Origin of the sequence: Nocardioides sp. (assembly GCF_047602075.1) — a bacterium.
In the GTDB taxonomy this organism is placed as follows: Bacteria; Actinomycetota; Actinomycetes; order Propionibacteriales; family Nocardioidaceae; genus Nocardioides.
The window spans coordinates 614,534-632,103 of the sequence record NZ_JASGIF010000001.1 but is presented as its reverse complement, the minus strand read 5'-3'; the positions used below and the strand labels follow the sequence as shown (position 1 = coordinate 632,103).

18 protein-coding genes and 1 pseudogene are annotated in these 17,570 nt (G+C 68.5%); 5 read left to right on the top strand and 14 right to left on the bottom strand.

Going from position 1 to position 17,570, the window contains the following annotated elements; translation table 11 throughout:
- Positions 1 to 152: 152 nt before the first annotated feature.
- From QM714_RS03315 to QM714_RS03285, 7 genes are all read right to left on the bottom strand, one after another.
- On the bottom strand, positions 153 to 911 hold the full coding sequence (locus QM714_RS03315) for an ABC transporter ATP-binding protein (RefSeq protein ID WP_415097544.1): 759 nt from the start codon (positions 909 to 911) through the stop codon (positions 153 to 155).
- Positions 912 to 1,465: 554 nt separating this feature from the next.
- On the bottom strand, positions 1,466 to 2,356 hold the full coding sequence (locus tag QM714_RS03310) for a DMT family transporter (protein ID WP_415097542.1): 891 nt from the start codon (positions 2,354 to 2,356) through the stop codon (positions 1,466 to 1,468).
- A gap of 91 nt (positions 2,357 to 2,447) precedes the next feature.
- Complete coding sequence (locus QM714_RS03305) at positions 2,448 to 2,573, bottom strand: hypothetical protein (protein ID WP_415097540.1); 126 nt, start codon at positions 2,571 to 2,573, stop codon at positions 2,448 to 2,450.
- A gap of 93 nt (positions 2,574 to 2,666) precedes the next feature.
- Positions 2,667 to 3,926, bottom strand: coding sequence for a DDE-type integrase/transposase/recombinase (locus QM714_RS03300; protein WP_415097538.1), 1,260 nt, complete (start codon positions 3,924 to 3,926; stop codon positions 2,667 to 2,669).
- Between the two features lie 50 nt (positions 3,927 to 3,976).
- A complete protein-coding gene (locus QM714_RS03295) occupies positions 3,977 to 4,372 on the bottom strand; it encodes an amino acid permease (protein ID WP_415097536.1) in 396 nt (131 codons plus the stop codon).
- Positions 4,308 to 4,820: an APC family permease gene (locus tag QM714_RS03290; protein ID WP_415097534.1), complete on the bottom strand. Its 513-nt coding sequence runs from the start codon at positions 4,818 to 4,820 to the stop codon at positions 4,308 to 4,310. The genes QM714_RS03295 and QM714_RS03290 overlap by 65 nt, the downstream gene beginning before the upstream one ends.
- Positions 4,821 to 5,546: 726 nt before the next feature.
- A complete protein-coding gene (locus tag QM714_RS03285) occupies positions 5,547 to 6,146 on the bottom strand; it encodes a TetR/AcrR family transcriptional regulator (RefSeq protein ID WP_415097532.1) in 600 nt (199 codons plus the stop codon).
- Between the two features lie 79 nt (positions 6,147 to 6,225).
- Here QM714_RS03285 and QM714_RS03280 point away from each other — a divergent pair, with 79 nt between their 5' ends.
- Both QM714_RS03280 and QM714_RS03275 read left to right on the top strand, forming a co-directional pair.
- A complete protein-coding gene (locus QM714_RS03280; RefSeq protein WP_415097530.1) occupies positions 6,226 to 7,899 on the top strand; it encodes an amidohydrolase in 1,674 nt (557 codons plus the stop codon).
- A 34-nt stretch (positions 7,900 to 7,933) separates the two neighbouring features.
- On the top strand, positions 7,934 to 10,273 hold the full coding sequence (locus tag QM714_RS03275; protein WP_415097528.1) for a M14 family zinc carboxypeptidase: 2,340 nt from the start codon (positions 7,934 to 7,936) through the stop codon (positions 10,271 to 10,273).
- On the opposite strand, the gene QM714_RS03270 is transcribed toward QM714_RS03275, so the two are convergent.
- Both QM714_RS03270 and QM714_RS03265 read right to left on the bottom strand, forming a co-directional pair.
- Complete coding sequence (locus QM714_RS03270; protein WP_415097526.1) at positions 10,267 to 10,683, bottom strand: PIN domain-containing protein; 417 nt, start codon at positions 10,681 to 10,683, stop codon at positions 10,267 to 10,269. The two genes, QM714_RS03275 and QM714_RS03270, sit on opposite strands and share 7 nt — an antisense overlap.
- Positions 10,667 to 10,912, bottom strand: a complete 246-nt coding sequence (locus tag QM714_RS03265; protein ID WP_415097524.1) for a DUF6364 family protein — start codon at positions 10,910 to 10,912, stop codon at positions 10,667 to 10,669. Before QM714_RS03265 ends, QM714_RS03270 begins: the two co-directional genes overlap by 17 nt.
- Positions 10,913 to 11,000: 88 nt before the next feature.
- Here QM714_RS03265 and QM714_RS03260 point away from each other — a divergent pair, with 88 nt between their 5' ends.
- From QM714_RS03260 to QM714_RS03250, 3 genes are read left to right on the top strand one after another with little or no spacing between them, the layout of a single operon-like run.
- Complete coding sequence (locus QM714_RS03260) at positions 11,001 to 11,993, top strand: Gfo/Idh/MocA family protein (protein WP_415097522.1); 993 nt, start codon at positions 11,001 to 11,003, stop codon at positions 11,991 to 11,993.
- The gene (locus QM714_RS03255; protein WP_415097520.1) at positions 11,986 to 13,554 is read left to right on the top strand and encodes a GMC oxidoreductase; all 1,569 of its coding nucleotides are present in this window, start codon (positions 11,986 to 11,988) and stop codon (positions 13,552 to 13,554) included. The genes QM714_RS03260 and QM714_RS03255 overlap by 8 nt, the downstream gene beginning before the upstream one ends.
- Positions 13,551 to 14,081 (top strand): VOC family protein, encoded by a 531-nt coding sequence (locus QM714_RS03250; RefSeq protein WP_415097518.1) that lies wholly within the window; start codon positions 13,551 to 13,553, stop codon positions 14,079 to 14,081. Before QM714_RS03255 ends, QM714_RS03250 begins: the two co-directional genes overlap by 4 nt.
- A 143-nt stretch (positions 14,082 to 14,224) precedes the next feature.
- On the opposite strand, the gene QM714_RS03245 is transcribed toward QM714_RS03250, so the two are convergent.
- From QM714_RS03245 to QM714_RS03225, 5 genes and pseudogenes are all read right to left on the bottom strand, one after another.
- The gene (locus QM714_RS03245) at positions 14,225 to 14,638 is read right to left on the bottom strand and encodes a type II toxin-antitoxin system VapC family toxin (RefSeq protein WP_415097516.1); all 414 of its coding nucleotides are present in this window, start codon (positions 14,636 to 14,638) and stop codon (positions 14,225 to 14,227) included.
- Entirely contained in the window at positions 14,635 to 14,907 is a 273-nt protein-coding gene (locus tag QM714_RS03240) for a FitA-like ribbon-helix-helix domain-containing protein (protein WP_415097514.1), read from the bottom strand. Before QM714_RS03240 ends, QM714_RS03245 begins: the two co-directional genes overlap by 4 nt.
- Before the next feature lie 154 nt (positions 14,908 to 15,061).
- Positions 15,062 to 16,687 carry an ABC-F family ATP-binding cassette domain-containing protein gene (locus QM714_RS03235; protein WP_415097512.1) on the bottom strand — a complete coding sequence of 542 codons (1,626 nt, stop codon included), beginning with the start codon at positions 16,685 to 16,687 and terminating at the stop codon, positions 15,062 to 15,064.
- Positions 16,688 to 16,837: 150 nt separating this feature from the next.
- A complete protein-coding gene (locus tag QM714_RS03230) occupies positions 16,838 to 17,287 on the bottom strand; it encodes a GntR family transcriptional regulator (protein ID WP_415097510.1) in 450 nt (149 codons plus the stop codon).
- A 67-nt stretch (positions 17,288 to 17,354) separates the two neighbouring features.
- Positions 17,355 to 17,549, bottom strand: a pseudogene (locus tag QM714_RS03225) (GntR family transcriptional regulator); the annotation flags it as partial.
- Between the last annotated feature and the right edge of the window lie 21 nt (positions 17,550 to 17,570).

Here is a 17,570-nt window from a genome sequence, read left to right as displayed (position 1 = left end):
CCGGTCAGAGTCCAAACCCAGCGACAAGGAAACCGCCAGGACTCCTGCCATCACGACCAGCGATGCCACTGTCAACGCGATCGTTCGCTGCCTCCTATGCCGGCCCCCGCCCATTCGCCCTAACTCAAGGAGCATCCGGGTCAGATCAGCCGTCACTTCGGGCCACCGGCGGGCAAGGCTTGCAGTCGGGCGTTTTCGAGCCGATAGATCCGGTCGCACGATCCCGCGACAACGTGATCATGGCTCACGAGCACCATCGCGCACTCGAAACTAGTCGGCAACTCTCGCAACAACGCGCACACCTCATCGCGGGTCTCGCGATCGAGCGAGGCCGTCGGCTCGTCTGCGAGCAGCAAGGACGGATGGTTGACGAGGGCCCGGGCCACGGCGACCCGTTGTTGCTCACCACCGGAGAACAGACCCACAATCCGATCCTCAGAGGGCGAAACGTGCAGACCCTTGAGCAACTGCACGGACCGATCATGGGCTTGTGCGCGTGGCAGACCGCCAAGAAGCCCGGCAAGAACGACATTGTCAATCGGAGACAATTCGGGGATCAACTCATCGCTCTGAAAAACCACTCCGATTCTCTCGCGCCTGAGACGAGCCATTGCTCGTCCGCGACGAGGATCGACCTTCTCGCCACACACTTCGATGGACCCCGACTCGGGGCGGAGAAGGCCGAGAATGCACGACAGTAGGGTGCTCTTGCCGGAACCACTCCGGCCCACCACCGCGACAGACTCCCCCAGATTCACTCGGAGGCTGATGCCGTCTAGGACGCAGTGAACCCCGAACCTGACCGACAAGTCATTAACGGAAAGGGCGAGCAACTCGGGCGAGACATCCTGTTCGAATGGAGCGGATGGCAACGCGCCATCTAGATCCAGAGAGGACTCATCTCCAGACACCACACGAATCAGGATGTCCAGACACTACACGAATCAGGCGCGAGCGTGTGATTCGTACACGCGCGATAAGACCCTACATGCGAGACGCCCTTGGAGACTGTCGTGCCAGCACCACTGTGGTTCTCCAGTCGATTGTTGGTCGTGCCAGCCCAGTTGCCGTACACATAATCACCGTCTGGGGAAAGGTCCTTCACCTTGAATGTGTCATCTCCTACACCCCAAGCCTTTCCCCCACCGTCCGGCGACACGGCCACAGCAAGAGCAGGAGATCCGGCAATCGCGATGAGACCCAGCACCGCTGACAGGAAAGCCATTCGCGTACGCATTTCGACTCCTTCCTATGACTCTCAAACCTTAGGCGGACCGCGAGTCTACTTTGACCATCTCACCGCTGGCGGCGGCTGTCAATGGCGCGAACAACACCGTCGACGGACGTCGTCCCCAGAACGGTGTGGACCGGTTCGGGCGGTCAGTTCGGAGGTGTCTGACGGCGTCGATGCAGGTCGAACTCGGCACGTTAGAACGCCGCAGCGAACTGGCACAGAATGCCGGCATCACCGGCCGTCTGTGGTCGCGCTGGCTTCCAGCTCGGCCTCCTGGTGCTCCTCCTCGAAGATGGCCAGCTGCCAGAGGCCGATCGCCACGGCGACCATCGCGACCAGCATCGCGGCGATGGCCCACGGCGTGTGTCGTGGCACCTCCTCGAAGACGATGTAGCCGAAGCCGAGGGCCACCAGCACGTCGACGATGTTGAGCACCGGCATCGACGCCGAGAGGCGGGCGCTGTGGTAGGCGAACTGGTTCGTGGCGACACCGCTCACGCCGACCACGACCAGTGCCCAGGTCGACCAGGACGTCAGCGCACCGACGACGCCACCGGCGGCGAGCTCGTGGACGGCGATCTTCAAGGTGACGGCAACCAGGCCGAACAGCAGGCCCGCGGCGATCCCCAGCACGAACGCTCTGCGCTGGCCGTCGTGGATGCGCTTCGACGCCGCCAGCAGCACATAGGCGACCAGCGCGGTCGCCGCAGTCATCGCGACCTGCACCGTGGTGCGGCCGGCGATGGTGCTCTCACTCGGGTCGGAGGCCACCAGGAAGATCGCCAGTCCCACAGCGGTGAGCGCCACCCAGCCGACCTCGGCGCGCGGCGGCAGCTGCCGCGAGATCGCGGCCCGGATCGGCACCGCGAAGACGATGCCGCTGATCACGATCGGTTGCACCAGCGCCAGCGGCCCGAAGTGCAGCGCCGCGGCATGGAAGACCACCGTCACCAGACCGAGCGCCTGGCCGAACAGCCACCACGGACGACCGGCCAGATGCCTCAGCAGGCCCACCACGCCCCCACCCCGGGGAGCGTTCTCGGCAGCGTGATGTTGGACCGAGGTGGACAGCCCGGCAGAGAAGGCGCTGGCGAGCGCGAACGCGATGGCCAGCCAGGTCACCTCGTCTACTGTAGGCGCACGACCCGCGACTGCCGCGAACCCGCGCCCATCGGTGTGTGAGAAGTCGGTGAAGCCTACTCGTCAGCGGTGCCTACTCGTCAGCGGCGGCGAGGTCGATCTTCGGCAGCGGCTTGGAGAAGCCCCGGGTCATCGCGAGCAGCGCGATGACCCCGATCACCAGCCAGGTGGTGCCGACGACGAGCGCCTGGGCATCCAAGCTGGCGAGCAGGCTGAGGCGTGATGCCTCATGTCAAGGTGCCCGCGAAAGGTTGACCATGCCTCACGAGGGATTTGCCCGCGAAACGGGGGGTCAGCCGGCGGCCTTGATCCGGACGCCTTTGCGGACGTCGGGTAGGGCTGTGGGGAAGCTGGCGAGGTAGAGCTGCTCGGTCTTGTGTTTGGCCAGTTTCAATAGGACTGCTTGCAGGTCGGCGATCTCGCGGCCGAGGGCGGCGGGGTTGAGAGTCTCGCGGTAGGTGGTCAGCTCGGTGGCTTGTGTCGGGGAGAGGACACCGGCGGCTAGGAGCCGGTCCAGTGGGGTGGCGGGCTTGTCGTAGACGCGGCGGCGGCGCCCGTCGCGGGTCGAGGTGTAGTCGACGGGCTTGATGGTGGGGGTGAGGTAGTTGAGCCGGTCGTTGATCAGCTGCCATAGCCGGTTCAGCACGACGCGTTCCTCGGTGGTGTCGTAGCGGTAGTAGAAGCCGTACTTGCGGACCAGGTGGTTGTTCTTGGACTCGATGGTGGCTTGGTCGTTCTTCTTGTAGGGCCTGGACCTGGTGAAGAAGATCTCTCGCTCAGCGGCCCAGTTGATGACTGCGTGGTTGAGGAACTCGCTGCCGTTGTCGAAGTCCAGGCCGACCACCTCGAACGGGATCTCCTCAACGCCGGCCGTCAACGCTCCCAGGATGTGGGTGTGGGCGTTGTTGCGCACCGAACGGGTGAAGGTCCACCCGGTGTGCACGTCGGTGAGGTTCAGAGTCCGGGCGAACTCGCCCTTCAACGACGGCCCGCAGTGCGCCACGGTGTCACCCTCGAAGAACCCCGGTTCGGCCTCGACCTCATCGCCGGCCTTGCGGATCTTGATCGAGGACCGCAGCAGCGGTGAGGGTTTGGTCGTCGAGGCCCCGCCGATGGCGTCCTTGGCCTTGGCGGGCTTGAGGTAGCGGTCGATCGAGGCCGCGGACATCGCCAGTAGCTCGGCGCGTACCGACGGGCTGTAGCGGTCGGTGCCGTCGACGAGCTCGCCGTGGCGTTCCAGGGCGTCGAGCTGGATCCTCATCGACGCCGCGAGGTACTTCCCACACTGCCCACCCGAGGCAGCCCAGACCTTCTGGAGCACGACCCGGGCGTCGTAGGAGAACTTATCGGCCCGCCGCTTACGCGGCTTCCTGGCCACCGCCCGGCCTGCTCCTGGCGGCCGGCTCGCTGCCGCGCTCAAGCGACGACGGGCGTTGTCACGCGACCAGCCCGTCACCGCGACCACCTCGTCGAGAATCTGGCCCTTTTCTTTCTTCATGGCCTGCTTGTAGGCCTTCGCGTACTTGCTGGTGATCTCGGCACGAGACTGCATCGACAACCCACTCCCCATGCCCGTCCACGCTCACCGTTTCGCGGGCATTCCTACGTGAGGCACGGAACGCGTTTCGCGGGCAATTTTCGTGAGTCTCGTCGTGAGGTTGACCAGCGCGCCGACGACGAGCACGCTGAAGGCGGGGACTCCGGTGACGCGGACACCACGTCGTCCAGCTTGGTCACGTCGGGGAAGAGCAGCTGCATCGCCATCGTGATGGAGACGAAGAAGGCGCCAGCGCTGAACACGATGATGAAGATCGCGCGCGGGATGTCCCGCTCGGCGGGCTTGGCCTCCTCGGCCAGGGTGGTCACCGCGTCGAAACCGAGGAACGACAACGCCGGGATCGAAGCGCCCGACAGCAGGGCGCCAAGGCCGGTGTCACCCAACTGGAGCGGCGCCAGGTCGAAGTCGGCGCCGTTGGTGCCTTCGATGGTATTGCGCACCAAGAAGAAGAGGAAGGCCAGTGAGGCGACCACCTGGGCACCGACCAGCAGGAGGTTGGCGTTTGGCGGCGACCTTGACGCCGACCAGATTCATCGCCGTCGTGACGATGACGGTGGAACCGATCCACACCCAGGCCGGCACGTTCGGGAACGGCACCGACATGTAGATGCTCGACAGCAGCGCGTTGATCATCGGCAAGAAGAGGTAGTCGAGCGTCGCCGTCCAGCCCACGAGGAAGCCCGCAGCGGGGTGGATCGTGCGGCGGGCATAGGTATACGCCGACCCGGCGAACGGCAGCACCGGCACCATCCGGGAGTAGCAGAACGCCGTGAACACCACCGCCACCAGGATCGCCAGGTAGGCCAGCGGCACATGCCCCTCGGTGGCCTCGGCGACGATGCCGAAGGTGTCGAAGACGGCCAGCGGCGCCATGAAGACCAGGCCCATGAAGACCAGGTGCCGCAGACCGAGCTCTCGATGGAGGTGCTCCTCGGTCTCGGCCGAGTCGCTGGTCGCCGCCTCCTCGGGTGGGCGTTTGCTGCGGGGTTGTGGCGTCTCGTGCGCCCCTATGGGTGCTGAGTGCCCGGTCTACCTGACACTCAGTCCCTACAACCGCGCACTCACATAGACCCGCGGGAGATGGGTGTGGGGCCCCATAAGGGCGCGGGGGACGGGCTCCGGTGGGTCGTGGGGTTGCGGTTTGGGCCCAAACGGCAACCAAACCGCGATCTGGGATGCAGTTTGCGGCCAATCGGTGAGCCATCCCCGGAGCTCGCCACACGCCTGGTTCCCGGCAGTCACACGGGTTGCTGCTTTCACAAGGTAACTAGAGATCCCTGCACTTACCGTGCGTCGTTCACCGAGGTAAGTGCAGGCCTATCGACATACCTCGTGAACACGGTGACCGGAGTGACCACCGAGGCCAGCAACCCGGCCGACGAGCCGCACCGCCAGCCGCCTCTCCGCGTAGGAGCCCTGTCGGTTGTGACCCCAGGGCAGCCAGCAACCCGGCTGACAATCCGGAACCACCGGCCGCCTCACCGCGTAGGAGCGGCCACCCGGCGTCGCTGCCCAGTTGCTGCCCAGCTCTCCCGCTGCCCGATGGCCAACCGACAGCTCCGCAGCAACCTGACACCCTTCCCCGGGTCAGGGGCCTAAGCCTGGACCCGGGCCCTAGCCAGGTGGACAGCCCAGACCGGCGGCGACGGAGCGCATCGCGCGGGCTGCTGTCGGCACGTCGAGGTGGGTGTTCCCGGCGACGATGTGCAGGCTGTAGGCGTCCTCGAGGGCGACCAGGTCCATCGCGAGCTCGTCGGGCGCGATGGTGGGCGCGAACTCCCCCGTCGCGACGCCGGCGCCGAGCACGCCGCGGTAGGTGGCGAGCTGACGGAGGTACATCTGCTGCACCAGGTCGGCGTGCAGCTCCGAGTGGCCGGCCAGGAAGTCGAACTCGTAGAGCAGCCGCATCAGGGCATCGTCCGGACCACTCGGAAGTCCGATATCGATCGCCAGAGCCAGCTGGTCGGCCGGGCTGGCGACATCGGCGAGACGCGCGTCGCGATCGTCGCAGAAGCGCTGGATCCCGGCCCGGTGAGTCTCCACCAGGAGGGCGTCGAGGTCGTCGAAGTAGTAGAGCAGCGCGCCCCGGGTCAGGCCGGCCTGCTTGGCGACGTCGGTGAGGCTGAGGGCGATCAGCCCGTGCTCCAGGACCGCGCTCTGGGCAGCCTGGATGAGCGCGATTCGACGCTCCTCCTGACGATTCGGCCTGCCCACGACTCTTGACTCTATCCGGTGTCCTCCGTCACTCTGAGCGAATTGTTTGACACGTCCGTGAAAGAACTCTGGAGGCGCTGTGCCGCTCGATCTTCTGCTCACCGGGGGGCCCGTGCGCACGCCCGCCACGTTCGGCACTCCGGAGGCCTTCGCCGAGGCGATCGGGATCAGCGACGGGCGGATCGCCTACCTGGGCCCGGCCGCGGAGGCGCCGGCCGCGGAGCGGGTGGTCGACCTCGACGGACGGTTGGTGACCGCCGGGGTGATCGACAGCCACAACCATCTGCTGCTCGGCTTCGACCCCGACGCGGTGAGCCTGGAAGGTGCCGAAGACCTGGGCACCGTGAGGGAGCGGATCGCCGGCCTGGTCGCCCGGCGTCCGGACCTGCCCTGGATCTGCGCCGAGAACGCGGTCTACTCCGTCGTCGAGGGTCGACGGCCCAACGCAGCCGACCTGGCCGGGCTGACCGACCGCCCGATCTTCATCACGACCTACGACCAACACTCGGTGTGGCTCAACGACGCCGCGCTGCGGGCGCTCGGCATCACCGACGGCGGCGAGATCGCCTGGGGCAACCCCGAGCGGGACGCCGCGGACGAGCCGACCGGGTGGATCACCGACTTCTACACCAGCGCGATGACCACGGCGGGGCTGGCCGGGCTGCAGCGCGACATCCCGCTCTACTCCCCCGAGCGGCGCGCCCGGCGGCTGCGCTCGAGCCTGCAGATGGCTGCGGCAGTCGGCATCACCACCGCGGTCGAGCCGCAGGTGCCGCTCGCCGAGCTGCACCTGCTGGAGGAGCTCCGCGACGAGGAGGGCCTGCGGTCCCGGGTGATCGCCGCGCTCTTCCACCCGATCGATGCCGACGCGGCGTTCCGCCGTGATCTACGCGCCGCCGTGGACCAGACGCGACAGGACGACCGGCTGCGACTCGGCCCGGTGAAGCTCTACGCCGACGACGTCATCGAGCCGCACACGGCCTGGATGCTCGACGACTACGCCAACCGTCCCGGCCACCGCGGTCACCCAAGCGCAGCGCTCGGCGAGCTGTCGCGCGTCGTCGCCGAGCTCGACCGGCTCGGGCTGCAGATCCACACCCATGCCACCGGCGACGGCGGCATCCGACTCGCGCTCGACGCCGTCGAGCACGCCGCCCAGGCCAACGGCACCACCGACATGCGTCACGGCATCGTCCACGTCGAGTGTCTGCACCCCGACGACCTACCCCGCTTCGCCGCGCTCGGCGTCACCGCTGCCATGCAGCCCCGGCATGCCTCGCCCGATCTGGTCGCCGGCACCTGGATGGACAACGTCGGCGAGTCCCGCTGGGATCGTGCCTGGCGACTCCGCTCGCTGACGGAGTCGGGTGCCCACGTGGCCTTGTCCAGTGATTGGCAGGTCGGTGAGATGGATCCGCTGGTCGGGATGTACGTCGCTCTCACCCGCGCCCGCCTGACCGGCGCCGACGCCTGGACCCCCGCCGAGCGGCTCACCTTGGACCAGGCGATCACCGGCTACACCCGCGAGGGCGCCTGGGCCTGGCACGCCGAGGACCGGTTGGGCTCCCTGCGGGTCGGCGCGGACGCCGACCTGGTCGTCTGGTCCGACGACCTCTACCGCTTCGCCGACGAGCCCGCCGGCCTACTCGACCAGCGCGCCGACCTCACCATCGTCGCCGGACAGGTCGTCCACGACGCCCACACGACGACTGGCCCCGGCCCGGATCTGCCCGCTACGGGCCACTGCCACTAGTGCCACCAGGAGTGAACTGCCCTATCCTCCGAGCATGCATCGAGCCCTTCGCGGAGTGACCGCCGCACTCACTGCCGGACTGACGGCCGCCAGTCTGATCGCGCTCTCCCCCACCACCACGGCGGCGGCTGGCCCGTCGACCGGTCCGCCCAAAGCGGCAGCCGCGAAGTGCGATCCGATCACGACCAAGCCACGCTTCGCGGGGGACGTGCCGAGCCCGACCAAGGTGCTCGGCTACCACTTCGGGAAGCGGCAGGCCACCAACCAGGAGATCGGTCGCTACTGGCAGGCCGCCGACCGGGCCAGCCGCCGGATCAGGACCGGGGTTTACGCAACCTCCGTCCAGGGTCGCCCGCTGCGCTATGCCCTCGTCGGCACGCCCGGCGCACTCCACAGACTGCCGAAGATCCAGCGCAACCTCGCCCGGCTTCGCGACCCAGCGACACCTGCTCAGCAGGCGAGGGCACTGACCCGCCGTACCCCCACCATCCTCTGGGTCGCCGCCAACGTCCACGGCAACGAGCCGTCCGGTGCCGACGCCGTCGTCAAGCTGCTGCACGAGATCGCCGACCGGTCCGACTGTGTGGGCCGCACGATCCGCAAGAACGCAGTGGTCGGCCTGATCCCGGTGCAGAACCCGGACGGTCGCGCGCACGACACCCGCAACAACGCCAACGCCTTCGACATGAACCGCGACGGGCTGATCGCTACTCAGCCGGAGATCGCCGGCCGGCTCAAGCTGCTCTGGAAGTACCCACCCCAGCTCTTCGTCGACGAGCACGAGAACAGCGGCCGCGGCTACTTCTTCCCACCGGACGCCGACCCGATCTACCACGAGACCCCTGACGGGCTCTACCAGGAGATCGAGAAGCTCTACGGCCCGGCGAACTCCCGGGCGTTCGACGCGCACGACTGGCGCTACGAGACCTGGCAGTCGGGGTATGACTTCTTCGCCCAGGTGTACGGCGACACGGTGCCGACCACCCAGATGGGCGCGGTCGGGATGACCTTCGAGCAGGGCGACGCGTCGCCGTACCCGGTCAAGGTGCGCCACCACTACACCACCGGACTGTCAAGCTTGTTCGCCGGCGCCAGCCATCACACGAAGGTGCTCCGGACCTGGCGCCACACGTTCGTCCAGGCCGAGGCGCAAGGTGAGCGCTGCAAGCTCGAGCCGAATCGGGTCTACAACCCCGGCAGCGACCTGCTGCTGCGGGTGCCCAAGCGCAAGGTCTGCGGCTACTTCCTGCTCGGCAACTCGCGAGAGACCCGGCTGGTCGTGAAGCGGCTCCAAGACGCCCGGGTCGAGGTGAGGCAGTTGAAGCGGCGCACGGTGGTCGACGACTTCAGGGCGTACGGCGAGGCGCCGGCTCGCACCGCGCTGCCGGCAGGGACGTACTGGGTCAGCCTCGCGCAAGCGCAGAAGCACTGGGTGCAGGCGGCGCTCAACGAGGACACCTACGTGCCGTTCCCGTACTTCTACGACGTCAGCGGCTGGAGTCTGCCCCAGCTCGCCGGTGTCGACGGCGGCTCCACCGGGCATCCGGTCACCGCCCCGACGGTGCGGGTGCCGTCTCTCCACAAGCCGGGGGGCATCCGCCCGCCCGCAAGCCGGCCGCGGATCGCGGTGCTCGACCAGTTCAAGCACACCTGGAACGACTACCAGAACGCCGGCTGGCTCAAGTGGCGGCTGGCTCAGGACTGGCGGCTCCCCTACACGGTGCTCCAGCCCAAGGACATCACGCCCGCGCGGATGCGCAAGTTCGACGTGATCGTCGTCGGCAACGTCGATGCGCGACCGGTCTACCACCGCCTCGGGCCGGCCGGTCGGACCGCGCTGACCGAGTGGGTCGAGCACGGCGGGCGCTACATCGGCTGGCAGGAGGGCTCTCTGCTCGCCGCGCGCCTCGGCATCTCCCAGGTGGGCATGAGCACGCCGGAGGCGGAGTCACCGGGCGCTCTGATGCGCACCCTGACGCCTCGCGGGACGACCACGATCGAGTGGGACAGCGACTACAACCTGGTCCTCGAGCCCGTCGGGAACGCACGCGTGCTCGGCGCCTTCCCTGACGACATGTTCGTCTCCGGCTTCGGTGTCAAGACCGACACCCTCGCCGGCACGGCGCTGCAGACCGTCGAGCGGGCAGGTGACGGCAGCGTGACCGTGTTCGGCTACGAGCCCAACTTCCGTGCCATCGCCGACGACTCGGCGCTCCTGCTCCGGCGGGCGATCCTGCGCACGCCCGCTGGGTCGCTGCCCTGGCCGAAGGCACGCACGGCGTCCGAAGGCGCTCGGCCGGCCGACGCGCTGCACCTCGCGCACGGCCCGGCCTGGCGTCGGGCTCACGAGAACGGGGAGGCGCCGCCTCACTGACCTACGAAGGGGTTGCGGACGACCACGCCACCGTAGTCCTGGTCGGACGACAGGTCCTCCGACAACACCTCGTGACATCCGGCAGCTCGTGCGGCTTCGATGATGAGTGCGTCCCAGTGCGAGATCTGGAACCGCTCCTTGGTCGTCAGCGCCGACACCACGACGTCGAGAGTCACCGGCTGAACCGGGTAGCGGGTCAGGGAGACGATGATCTGGACGGCTTGGTCATGCGTGAGCGGTGCCGAACGTGGCGGCCGAGTGGCCTGCACATAGAACTCGCTCAGCACCTGGGTCGACACGACGAGGTCCGTTGCGTCGAAGAGAGCCTGCGCTACGCGACGCTGAGGGGCCTCGGTCGGATCGTCGGAGATGGAGTACAGCGCGACGTTGGTGTCAACGAACCGTGGCACGGTCGTGGACCTCGTCCCGGCTGAGGCGGTCGCGGGCGCTGAAGCCGCTCACCTGCTCGGTGGCGTGGCGCTGCAACTCCCGCAGCTTGGCGAACTCTGTGCTCCGATCCTCCGACAGACGCCGCAGATAGTCCGCCACCAGCGCGCTCAGCGACACGCCCTGCTCTGCAGCACGGACGCGGGCGTTGCGATAGACGTCGTCGGGCACCGAGATCGTCACGTTGCGCATGGCTCCAATCTAACACGGGATCACAGTTTCACAGCCCTGCCCCGACGTAGCGAGAAGCACCCGCGCGGGCCGGTGATAGGTTCGCGAAGTGCCGCCGGAGCCCGGAGATGCGATCCAGGTCGCCTTCCTTGGGTGTGGGTTCATCGCCGGGGTGCACAGTCGCCATCTCCAGGCGCTGCCGCAGGTCCGGGCGAGTTATGCCAGTCGCGACCGCGCGCGGGCCGAGGAGTTCCGGGACCGCTTCGACGGGGTGCGTGCCTACGACGACTATCAGGCCGCGCTGGCCGATCCCGAGGTCGACGCCGTCGTGATCTCAGTGCCGCCGGCGCTGCACCTCGACCTCACCCTGGCCGCGCTCGAGGCCGGCAAGCACGTGCTGGTGGAGAAGCCCGCCTTCCCGCACGCCGAAGATTTCCGGACTGCCATTGCGGCCCGCGACGCCGCCGAGCGAGTGGTGCTGGTCGGCGAGAACGACCACTACAAGCCGCTGGCCGTCACCTTGCGGGGTCTGCTCGCCGAGGGGGTCATCGGCGACCTGGTGATGGCCCATTTCACGACCGTTGCCGACAAGCCGAAGGCGGCCGACGACTGGCGCAACGACGAATCGATGGCCGGGGGTGACGCGTTCTTCGAGGAAGGCATCCACTGGCTGCACCTGGCCGGCAGCCTCGGCCCGCGGATCACCGAGATCCACGGACTGCGGCCAACTCCCTCGGCTGCGCCGGGTGCGGACCGGCGGGCACGGAGCATGCTGGTCGCCTTCGCCTACGACAACGGGGCGACCGGAGCGCTGTTCTACTCCCGCGAGGTGCCGTCGCTGCTGCGCGGGCTGCGCACCTCGAAGCTCTACGGCCGCGAGGGCGTGATCACCTTCGAGTCCAACGGGGCCGCCGTGCTCGTCCGGGGGCGCGGGCTGCCGCGCGTCGTCGTACCAGGTGTGCGGGAGGCTCGAGACATCCGTGGCTATCGGGCGATGTACGCCGACTTCGCGGCGGCGATCCGCACCGGTCGAGCCCCGGAGATGACTCTCGAGCGTGCTCTGGAGGACCATCTCCTGATGGAGCAGGTGCGCGATGGCTGAGCCGCAGCCCTCCGTCGAGGTCGACGTCGTGGTCGTCGGGAGCGGCGCCGGTGGCGGCACCCTCGCGCGGGGGCTGGCCGGCCGGGACGCCTCCGTGCTGGTCGTCGAGCGCGGCGGCTGGCTGCCCCAGGAGAAGGAGAACTGGGACCCGACGGAGGTGTGGCGCAAGCAGCGCTACCGCGAGAACGAGCTCTGGCTGAACCGCAAGGGTCAGGAGTTCCAGCCCTTCATGCACTACCTGGTCGGCGGGAACACGAAGTTCTGGGGAGCCGTGCTCTACCGGCTTCGCGAGGAGGACTTCACCGAGATCGCGCACGCCGACGGGGTCTCCCCCGCTTGGCCGATCGACTACCAGACGCTGGCGCCGTTCTACGACCGTGCGGAGGAGATCTACCAGGTCCACGGCGAGGTCGGCAGCGATCCGACCGACCCCGACCGCAAGCCGTTCCCGCATCCCCCGGTGCCGCACGAGCCACCGGTCGCGGCGGTCGTCGAGCAGCTGCGCGACTTCGAGGTGACGCCGTCCTACCTGCCGCTGGCGCTGATCTCCCCCGGCGAGCCCGGTGGCTGCATCCTGTGCAACACCTGCAACTCCTTCCCGTGCCTGGTGCGCGGGAAGGCCGACGCAGACACCGTGGCGATGACGCCCGCGCTCGAGGCGGACAACATCGCGCTGTGGACCCATGCGCGGGTGGAGCAGGTGCTCACCGACGGCTCGGGGCGGCGAGCCACCGGCGTCGTCGTACGCCGTGGTGACGAGCTAGTCACGGTGCGCGCCGGCGTGGTCGTGCTGTCCGCCGGGGCAGTCAACTCCGCCGCCCTCCTGCTGCGCAGCGCCACCGCCGAACAGCCCCTCGGACTAGCGAACAGCTCAGGCCTGGTGGGCCGCCGCTTCATGGCCCACCACGCGACGATGATGGAGGCGTTCCACCCGTTCCGGGTCAACGAGACGGTGTTCCAGAAGACCGTCGGCATCAACGACTTCTACCGCTCGGCTCCGGGGCGGCCCTATCCGCTCGGCAACATCCAGTCCCAGGGCCGCGCACACGCGCCCATCGTGAAGGCCGCCGCACCGATCGTGCCGCTGCGTGCCGCCGACGCGTTCGTCAGGCGCGGGATGGACTGGCTGGCGATGACCGAGGACCTGCCCGACCCGGGCAACCGGGTGTCGGTGACCCGGGACGGCCGGATCCGGCTCGACTACCGCGGCAACAGCATGGCGCCGCACACCGAGCTGGTCCGCGAGTCGGTGCGGCTGTTCCGCCGAGCCGGCTATTGGAAGGTGATGACCCACATGTTCAAGAACGAGAACACCACCCATCAGTGTGGGACGTTGGTGTTCGGGGACGATCCGCGCACGTCCGTGTTGGACCCGTGGTGTCGGGCGCACGACCTGGACAATCTGTACGTCGTCGACGCGTCGTTCTTCCCCTCCTCCGCGGCCGTCAACCCCGGTCTGACGGTGATCGCCCAGGCGCTCCGGGTCGCCGATCACCTGTCCGATCGCTACGGCTGGGCCCAGTCACCGCCACCTTCGCCCTCTCCCGGAGTCGCCCGATGAAGTCCCACTCGTTCAGCCACGTCGCCCTCACCGTCGCCGACTTCAATCGATCCGTGCGCTTCTACCGGGACGTCTTCGGGGCCACCCTGGTCGGAGTGACCACCGAGCACCCGACGGATCGGCTGCAGGACTTCTTCGGCGTCGAGTCCGACGACCCGTCACTGAAGATCGGCTGGCTGCGCTTCCCCGGCGGCGCGGTGGCCGAGATCTTCGAGTTCACCCCAGGACTGCCCGCCGAGGAGGTGGTCTGGAACCGCCAGGGCATCACGCACTACTCCCTCAACGTGCGCGGCACCGAGAGGTGGCACGACCACTGCGTCAAGAAGGGGGTCGAGATCGTCGCCCCGCCCCTGCAGTCACCCAAGGGGCACACCTTCTTCTTCGTCAAGGACCCCGACGGCAACCTGATCGAGCTGATCGACAACAAGCACATGCGGCCGATCCTGAAGTGGCTCGGCCCCTTCGGCGGCTGGGTCTTCCGGCACACGATGTACAAGAGGTACTACCAGCCGTCCGCCGAGGGCTGAGCCGGCCCGGCACTCATCTCTCGCTGGTCTGTGGGTGCTCGCACCCAACTGGTGCGCGGCTATCAGGGCTGGGCGCCAGGTAGACCAGGCACTCAGCGCCCACAGGGGCGCAGGAGACGCATGAAGACGGCGGCAGCGCCGGGCTAGCGCGCCCAGGGGTCGACGAGATCCAGTCCGAGCCCGGAGAAGTCGGCGAGGTTCCTCGTCGCGAGCGTGGCTGCGGACTCGCGGACGATCGAGGCGATCAAAGCGTCCATGGCCGCGATGGGCCGACCCATCGCACGACGCGCTGCGGTGATGTCCGCGAAGTGCTCGGCGCAGCGGTCGGTGAGCGGCAACACCACTCCCAGTTGGCCGAATGCCGTCGTTGCGGCCGTCTGCAGCCGTCGCTTGGTCTGTCCGTTCGGAAGCACCGCGAGACCGGCCAAGACCTCGGCGCGATTGATCACCGTGGTCACCGGCCGGGTCCGGAGCCGACGGAGGAAGGCGCGGACGCGCTCGTCGGCGGACAGACCACGCATCGCCTCGGAGACGACGTTGGTGTCCAGGACGATCACTCGGCGACGGCCCGTTCGTCAACCAGTGCGGTGAGATCAGGCGCGTCGTAGGCCTCGCGAGCCGCTGGCTCCAGCTCAACCCCTCCAACCTCATCGGCCACAGCCATCAACTGCTCGATCCAGGTGAGATCGGCGCGCACCGGCTCCGCCAGGGCGGTGGTCAGGATGTCCCTGGCTTCGGCCTCCATCGACTGCCCGTGTGCCGCAGCCCGCATCCGCAACCGTTGCTTGGCGTCGTCGGGCAGTTTCCGGATCGTGATGGCGGCCATGCAGCAATGATATCAATGCGTCAGCTGCAGGTGCTGTCTGCTCCACAGGAGGGCGGCGCAGGTTCGCCGTTTGGGCCCAAACCGCATGCGACACGCCGATGGAGTTGCCGTTTGGGCCCAAACCGCAACGATCACCGGCCAGACGCTCCCCCGATCACAGCGCCACCACGGAGCCCTGCCATCGACGCCGGAGCCAGCGGTCGTGGGTGGCCACGACGACGGTTCCGGGGCTGCGCTGCAGTGCCGTCTCCAGCTCGTCAGCCAGTGACAGGCTGAGGTGGTTGGTCGGCTCGTCGAGGAGCAAGAGGTCCGGGGTGGCGGCGATCGCCAGCGCGAGGGAGAGCCGCCGCCGCTGGCCTACCGAAAGCAGGGCCACCGGCTTGCGCAGGTCGGCAGGTGGCAGCAGCCCAAGACCGCGCAACGGCCGCTGGTCCGCGAGCTGCTCCCCCACCGCGACGCGATAGGTCGCCTCGGCGGAGCGACGCGGATCGACGAACCGCGGATCCTGCTCGAGCTCCGCGACCCGCCGAGCCGTGACCTGGACGGTGCCCCGCCAGCCAGCGAGGCGACCCGACAACACCCCGAGCAGAGTGGACTTGCCCGACCCGTTCGGCCCGGCAACCAAGACGTGCTCCCCCGCGTGGACGTCGAGCCGGGCCAGCTCGATCCTGTCCGGCACCACCAGATCGCGGACCACGATCACCCGCCCGTCGCCACCACCGGACTCGGGCAGCGGAGCCGCGAAGACCAGCCGCGCGGGCGGCTTCCGGACCTGACCGCGCTCGGCTTCTTCGAGGCGCCGTTGCGCATCCTTCTTCCGCCGGGCCAGGGTGCGGTCGACCCGCGTGCCTTTGAAGCCGTAGATGAAGCGATCGTTGTCGCGCGGCCGGCGATCGTGCGCGATCGCGCCGGTGCCGATCCGGGACGTGGCGCGCAAGTCGGCGATCTGATCTTGCTGTTGGGCGTAGGTCTCCTCCCACCGACGACGGGCCGCCTGCCGATGATCGACGTACTCCGACCAGCCGCCGCCATACCGCCGGCCGCCGAATCCGTCCGTGCCGAGCTCGGCGGGGTCGAGATCGACCAGGTCGGTGCAGACATCGTCAAGCAGCACCCGGTCGTGGCTCGCCAACAGGACTACGCCGGGGAGGCTCACCACGAACTCGCCGAGGACCGTGATCGCGTCGTCGTCGAGGTGGTTGGTCGGCTCGTCGAGGAGCAGCGCTGACGGGCGCGTCGTCATCAACGAAGCCAGCGCTAGCCGGGTGCGCTGGCCGCCCGACAGCGTGCCGATCCGGCGTTGCGGGTCGAGCAGACCGAGCCCGAGACGCTCGGCGGCAGCAGCAGCGCGGCGGTCGGCATCCCAGGCGTCGTGCGCGACCGCCCAGTCCAGGGCGCACGCGTACGCCGCCCCAGCGTCGGGGCGGTCGAGCTCGGACGCCAACTTCTCGACGGCTGCCACCGCCTCATGGAGCGGGGCGAGGGCCATCGCCAGCACCTCGGCCACCGTGTCGCTCTCACCGAACGGTGGCTCCTGGCCGAGCATGGCGAGGTCGTCGGGCCGGTCGACCTGCCCGGTGGCCCGAGCGAGCCTCGGCAGGTCGCCGGCGATTGCTCGAAGCAGCGTGGACTTGCCGACGCCGTTCTCGCCGACCAAGCCGATCCGACGGCCGGGTTGGCCGACCAGGTCGATCCCGGTGAGCACCTCCCGGTCGCGGAAGGCGACCGAAAGATCTCGGACGACGACGGGACGGAGTGTTGCTGCGGCGGGATTGGACATGCACCGACCTCGAAGAAGGCAGAGCGAGGACTCAGCGGGCGAAATGCCGCGGGCGTGAGCCGGGTCAGCGTGCGATCCACATGATGCGGCCAGCCTAGACATCCGCAGCATTGGGCGCGACCGAGTTTCACGGCCCGGCGCAACGACCGGTCAGGGCTCGGGGATGATCGCCTCGACCTGGAAGCGGGCCCGGTCGGCGCGATAGACGTCGCGGGCGAACTCGACGCATCGGCCGGACTCGTCCCGACTGCATCGGGTCAGCAGGATGCCGGCGGAGGCAGAGCGGACGTTGAGGCGCGCGCAGCTGGCGTCGTCGATCACGATCGACTCGATGGTCGCGGTGGCGCTCACCGGCACGACGTCGTACTTCGCGCGAAGCAGCTCCCACAACGAGCCGTGCAGCTCCTCGTCGAGCATCCCGGGGGTGAGCTCGGCGGGGAAGTACGTCGTCTCGATCGCGATCGGCTCGTCGTCGGCATAGCGCAACCGTTGCAGCGCGTGCACGGCGTCGTCCGGCCCCATCTCGAACGCCTCCTGGGCCGACACCGTCGGTGCACGACGCTCGGCCCAGAGCACCTCGGCCCCGGGCTCGCGACCCATCCGGACGATCTCGTCGGTGAAGCTTCCCGATCCGGAACGGCACCCGCGGCTCCGCGACGAAGGTGCCCCGCGGCGGCCGACGGTAGACGTACCCCTCGTTCTCCAGCAGCGAGAGCGCATGTCGCGCAGTCATCCTGCTCACGGAGTACTGCTCACCCAACTCGCGCTCCGACGGGAGCAGCGTGTGCGGCGCCAGGCCCTGACCGAGGATCCGGTCACGCAAGTCCCCTGCGATGCGGACATAGGCCCGCGGGACCGCCACCGGACGGTCGGAGGCCGAGCC

Coding starts and splice junctions, on each gene's coding strand:
- QM714_RS03300 (WP_415097538.1), bottom strand. CDS start 3,926: ATGCAGTCTCGTGCCGAGATCACCAGCAAGTACGCGAAGGCCTACAAG.
- QM714_RS03290 (WP_415097534.1), bottom strand. CDS start 4,820: ATGGGCCTGGTCTTCATGGCGCCGCTGGCCGTCTTCGACACCTTCGGC.
- QM714_RS03275 (WP_415097528.1), top strand. CDS start 7,934: ATGCATCGAGCCCTTCGCGGAGTGACCGCCGCACTCACTGCCGGACTG.
- QM714_RS03265 (WP_415097524.1), bottom strand. CDS start 10,912: ATGCGCAACGTGACGATCTCGGTGCCCGACGACGTCTATCGCAACGCC.
- QM714_RS03255 (WP_415097520.1), top strand. CDS start 11,986: ATGGCTGAGCCGCAGCCCTCCGTCGAGGTCGACGTCGTGGTCGTCGGG.
- QM714_RS03250 (WP_415097518.1), top strand. CDS start 13,551: ATGAAGTCCCACTCGTTCAGCCACGTCGCCCTCACCGTCGCCGACTTC.
- QM714_RS03240 (WP_415097514.1), bottom strand. CDS start 14,907: ATGGCCGCCATCACGATCCGGAAACTGCCCGACGACGCCAAGCAACGG.
- QM714_RS03235 (WP_415097512.1), bottom strand. CDS start 16,687: ATGTCCAATCCCGCCGCAGCAACACTCCGTCCCGTCGTCGTCCGAGAT.
- QM714_RS03230 (WP_415097510.1), bottom strand. CDS start 17,287: ATGGGTCGCGAGCCCGGGGCCGAGGTGCTCTGGGCCGAGCGTCGTGCA.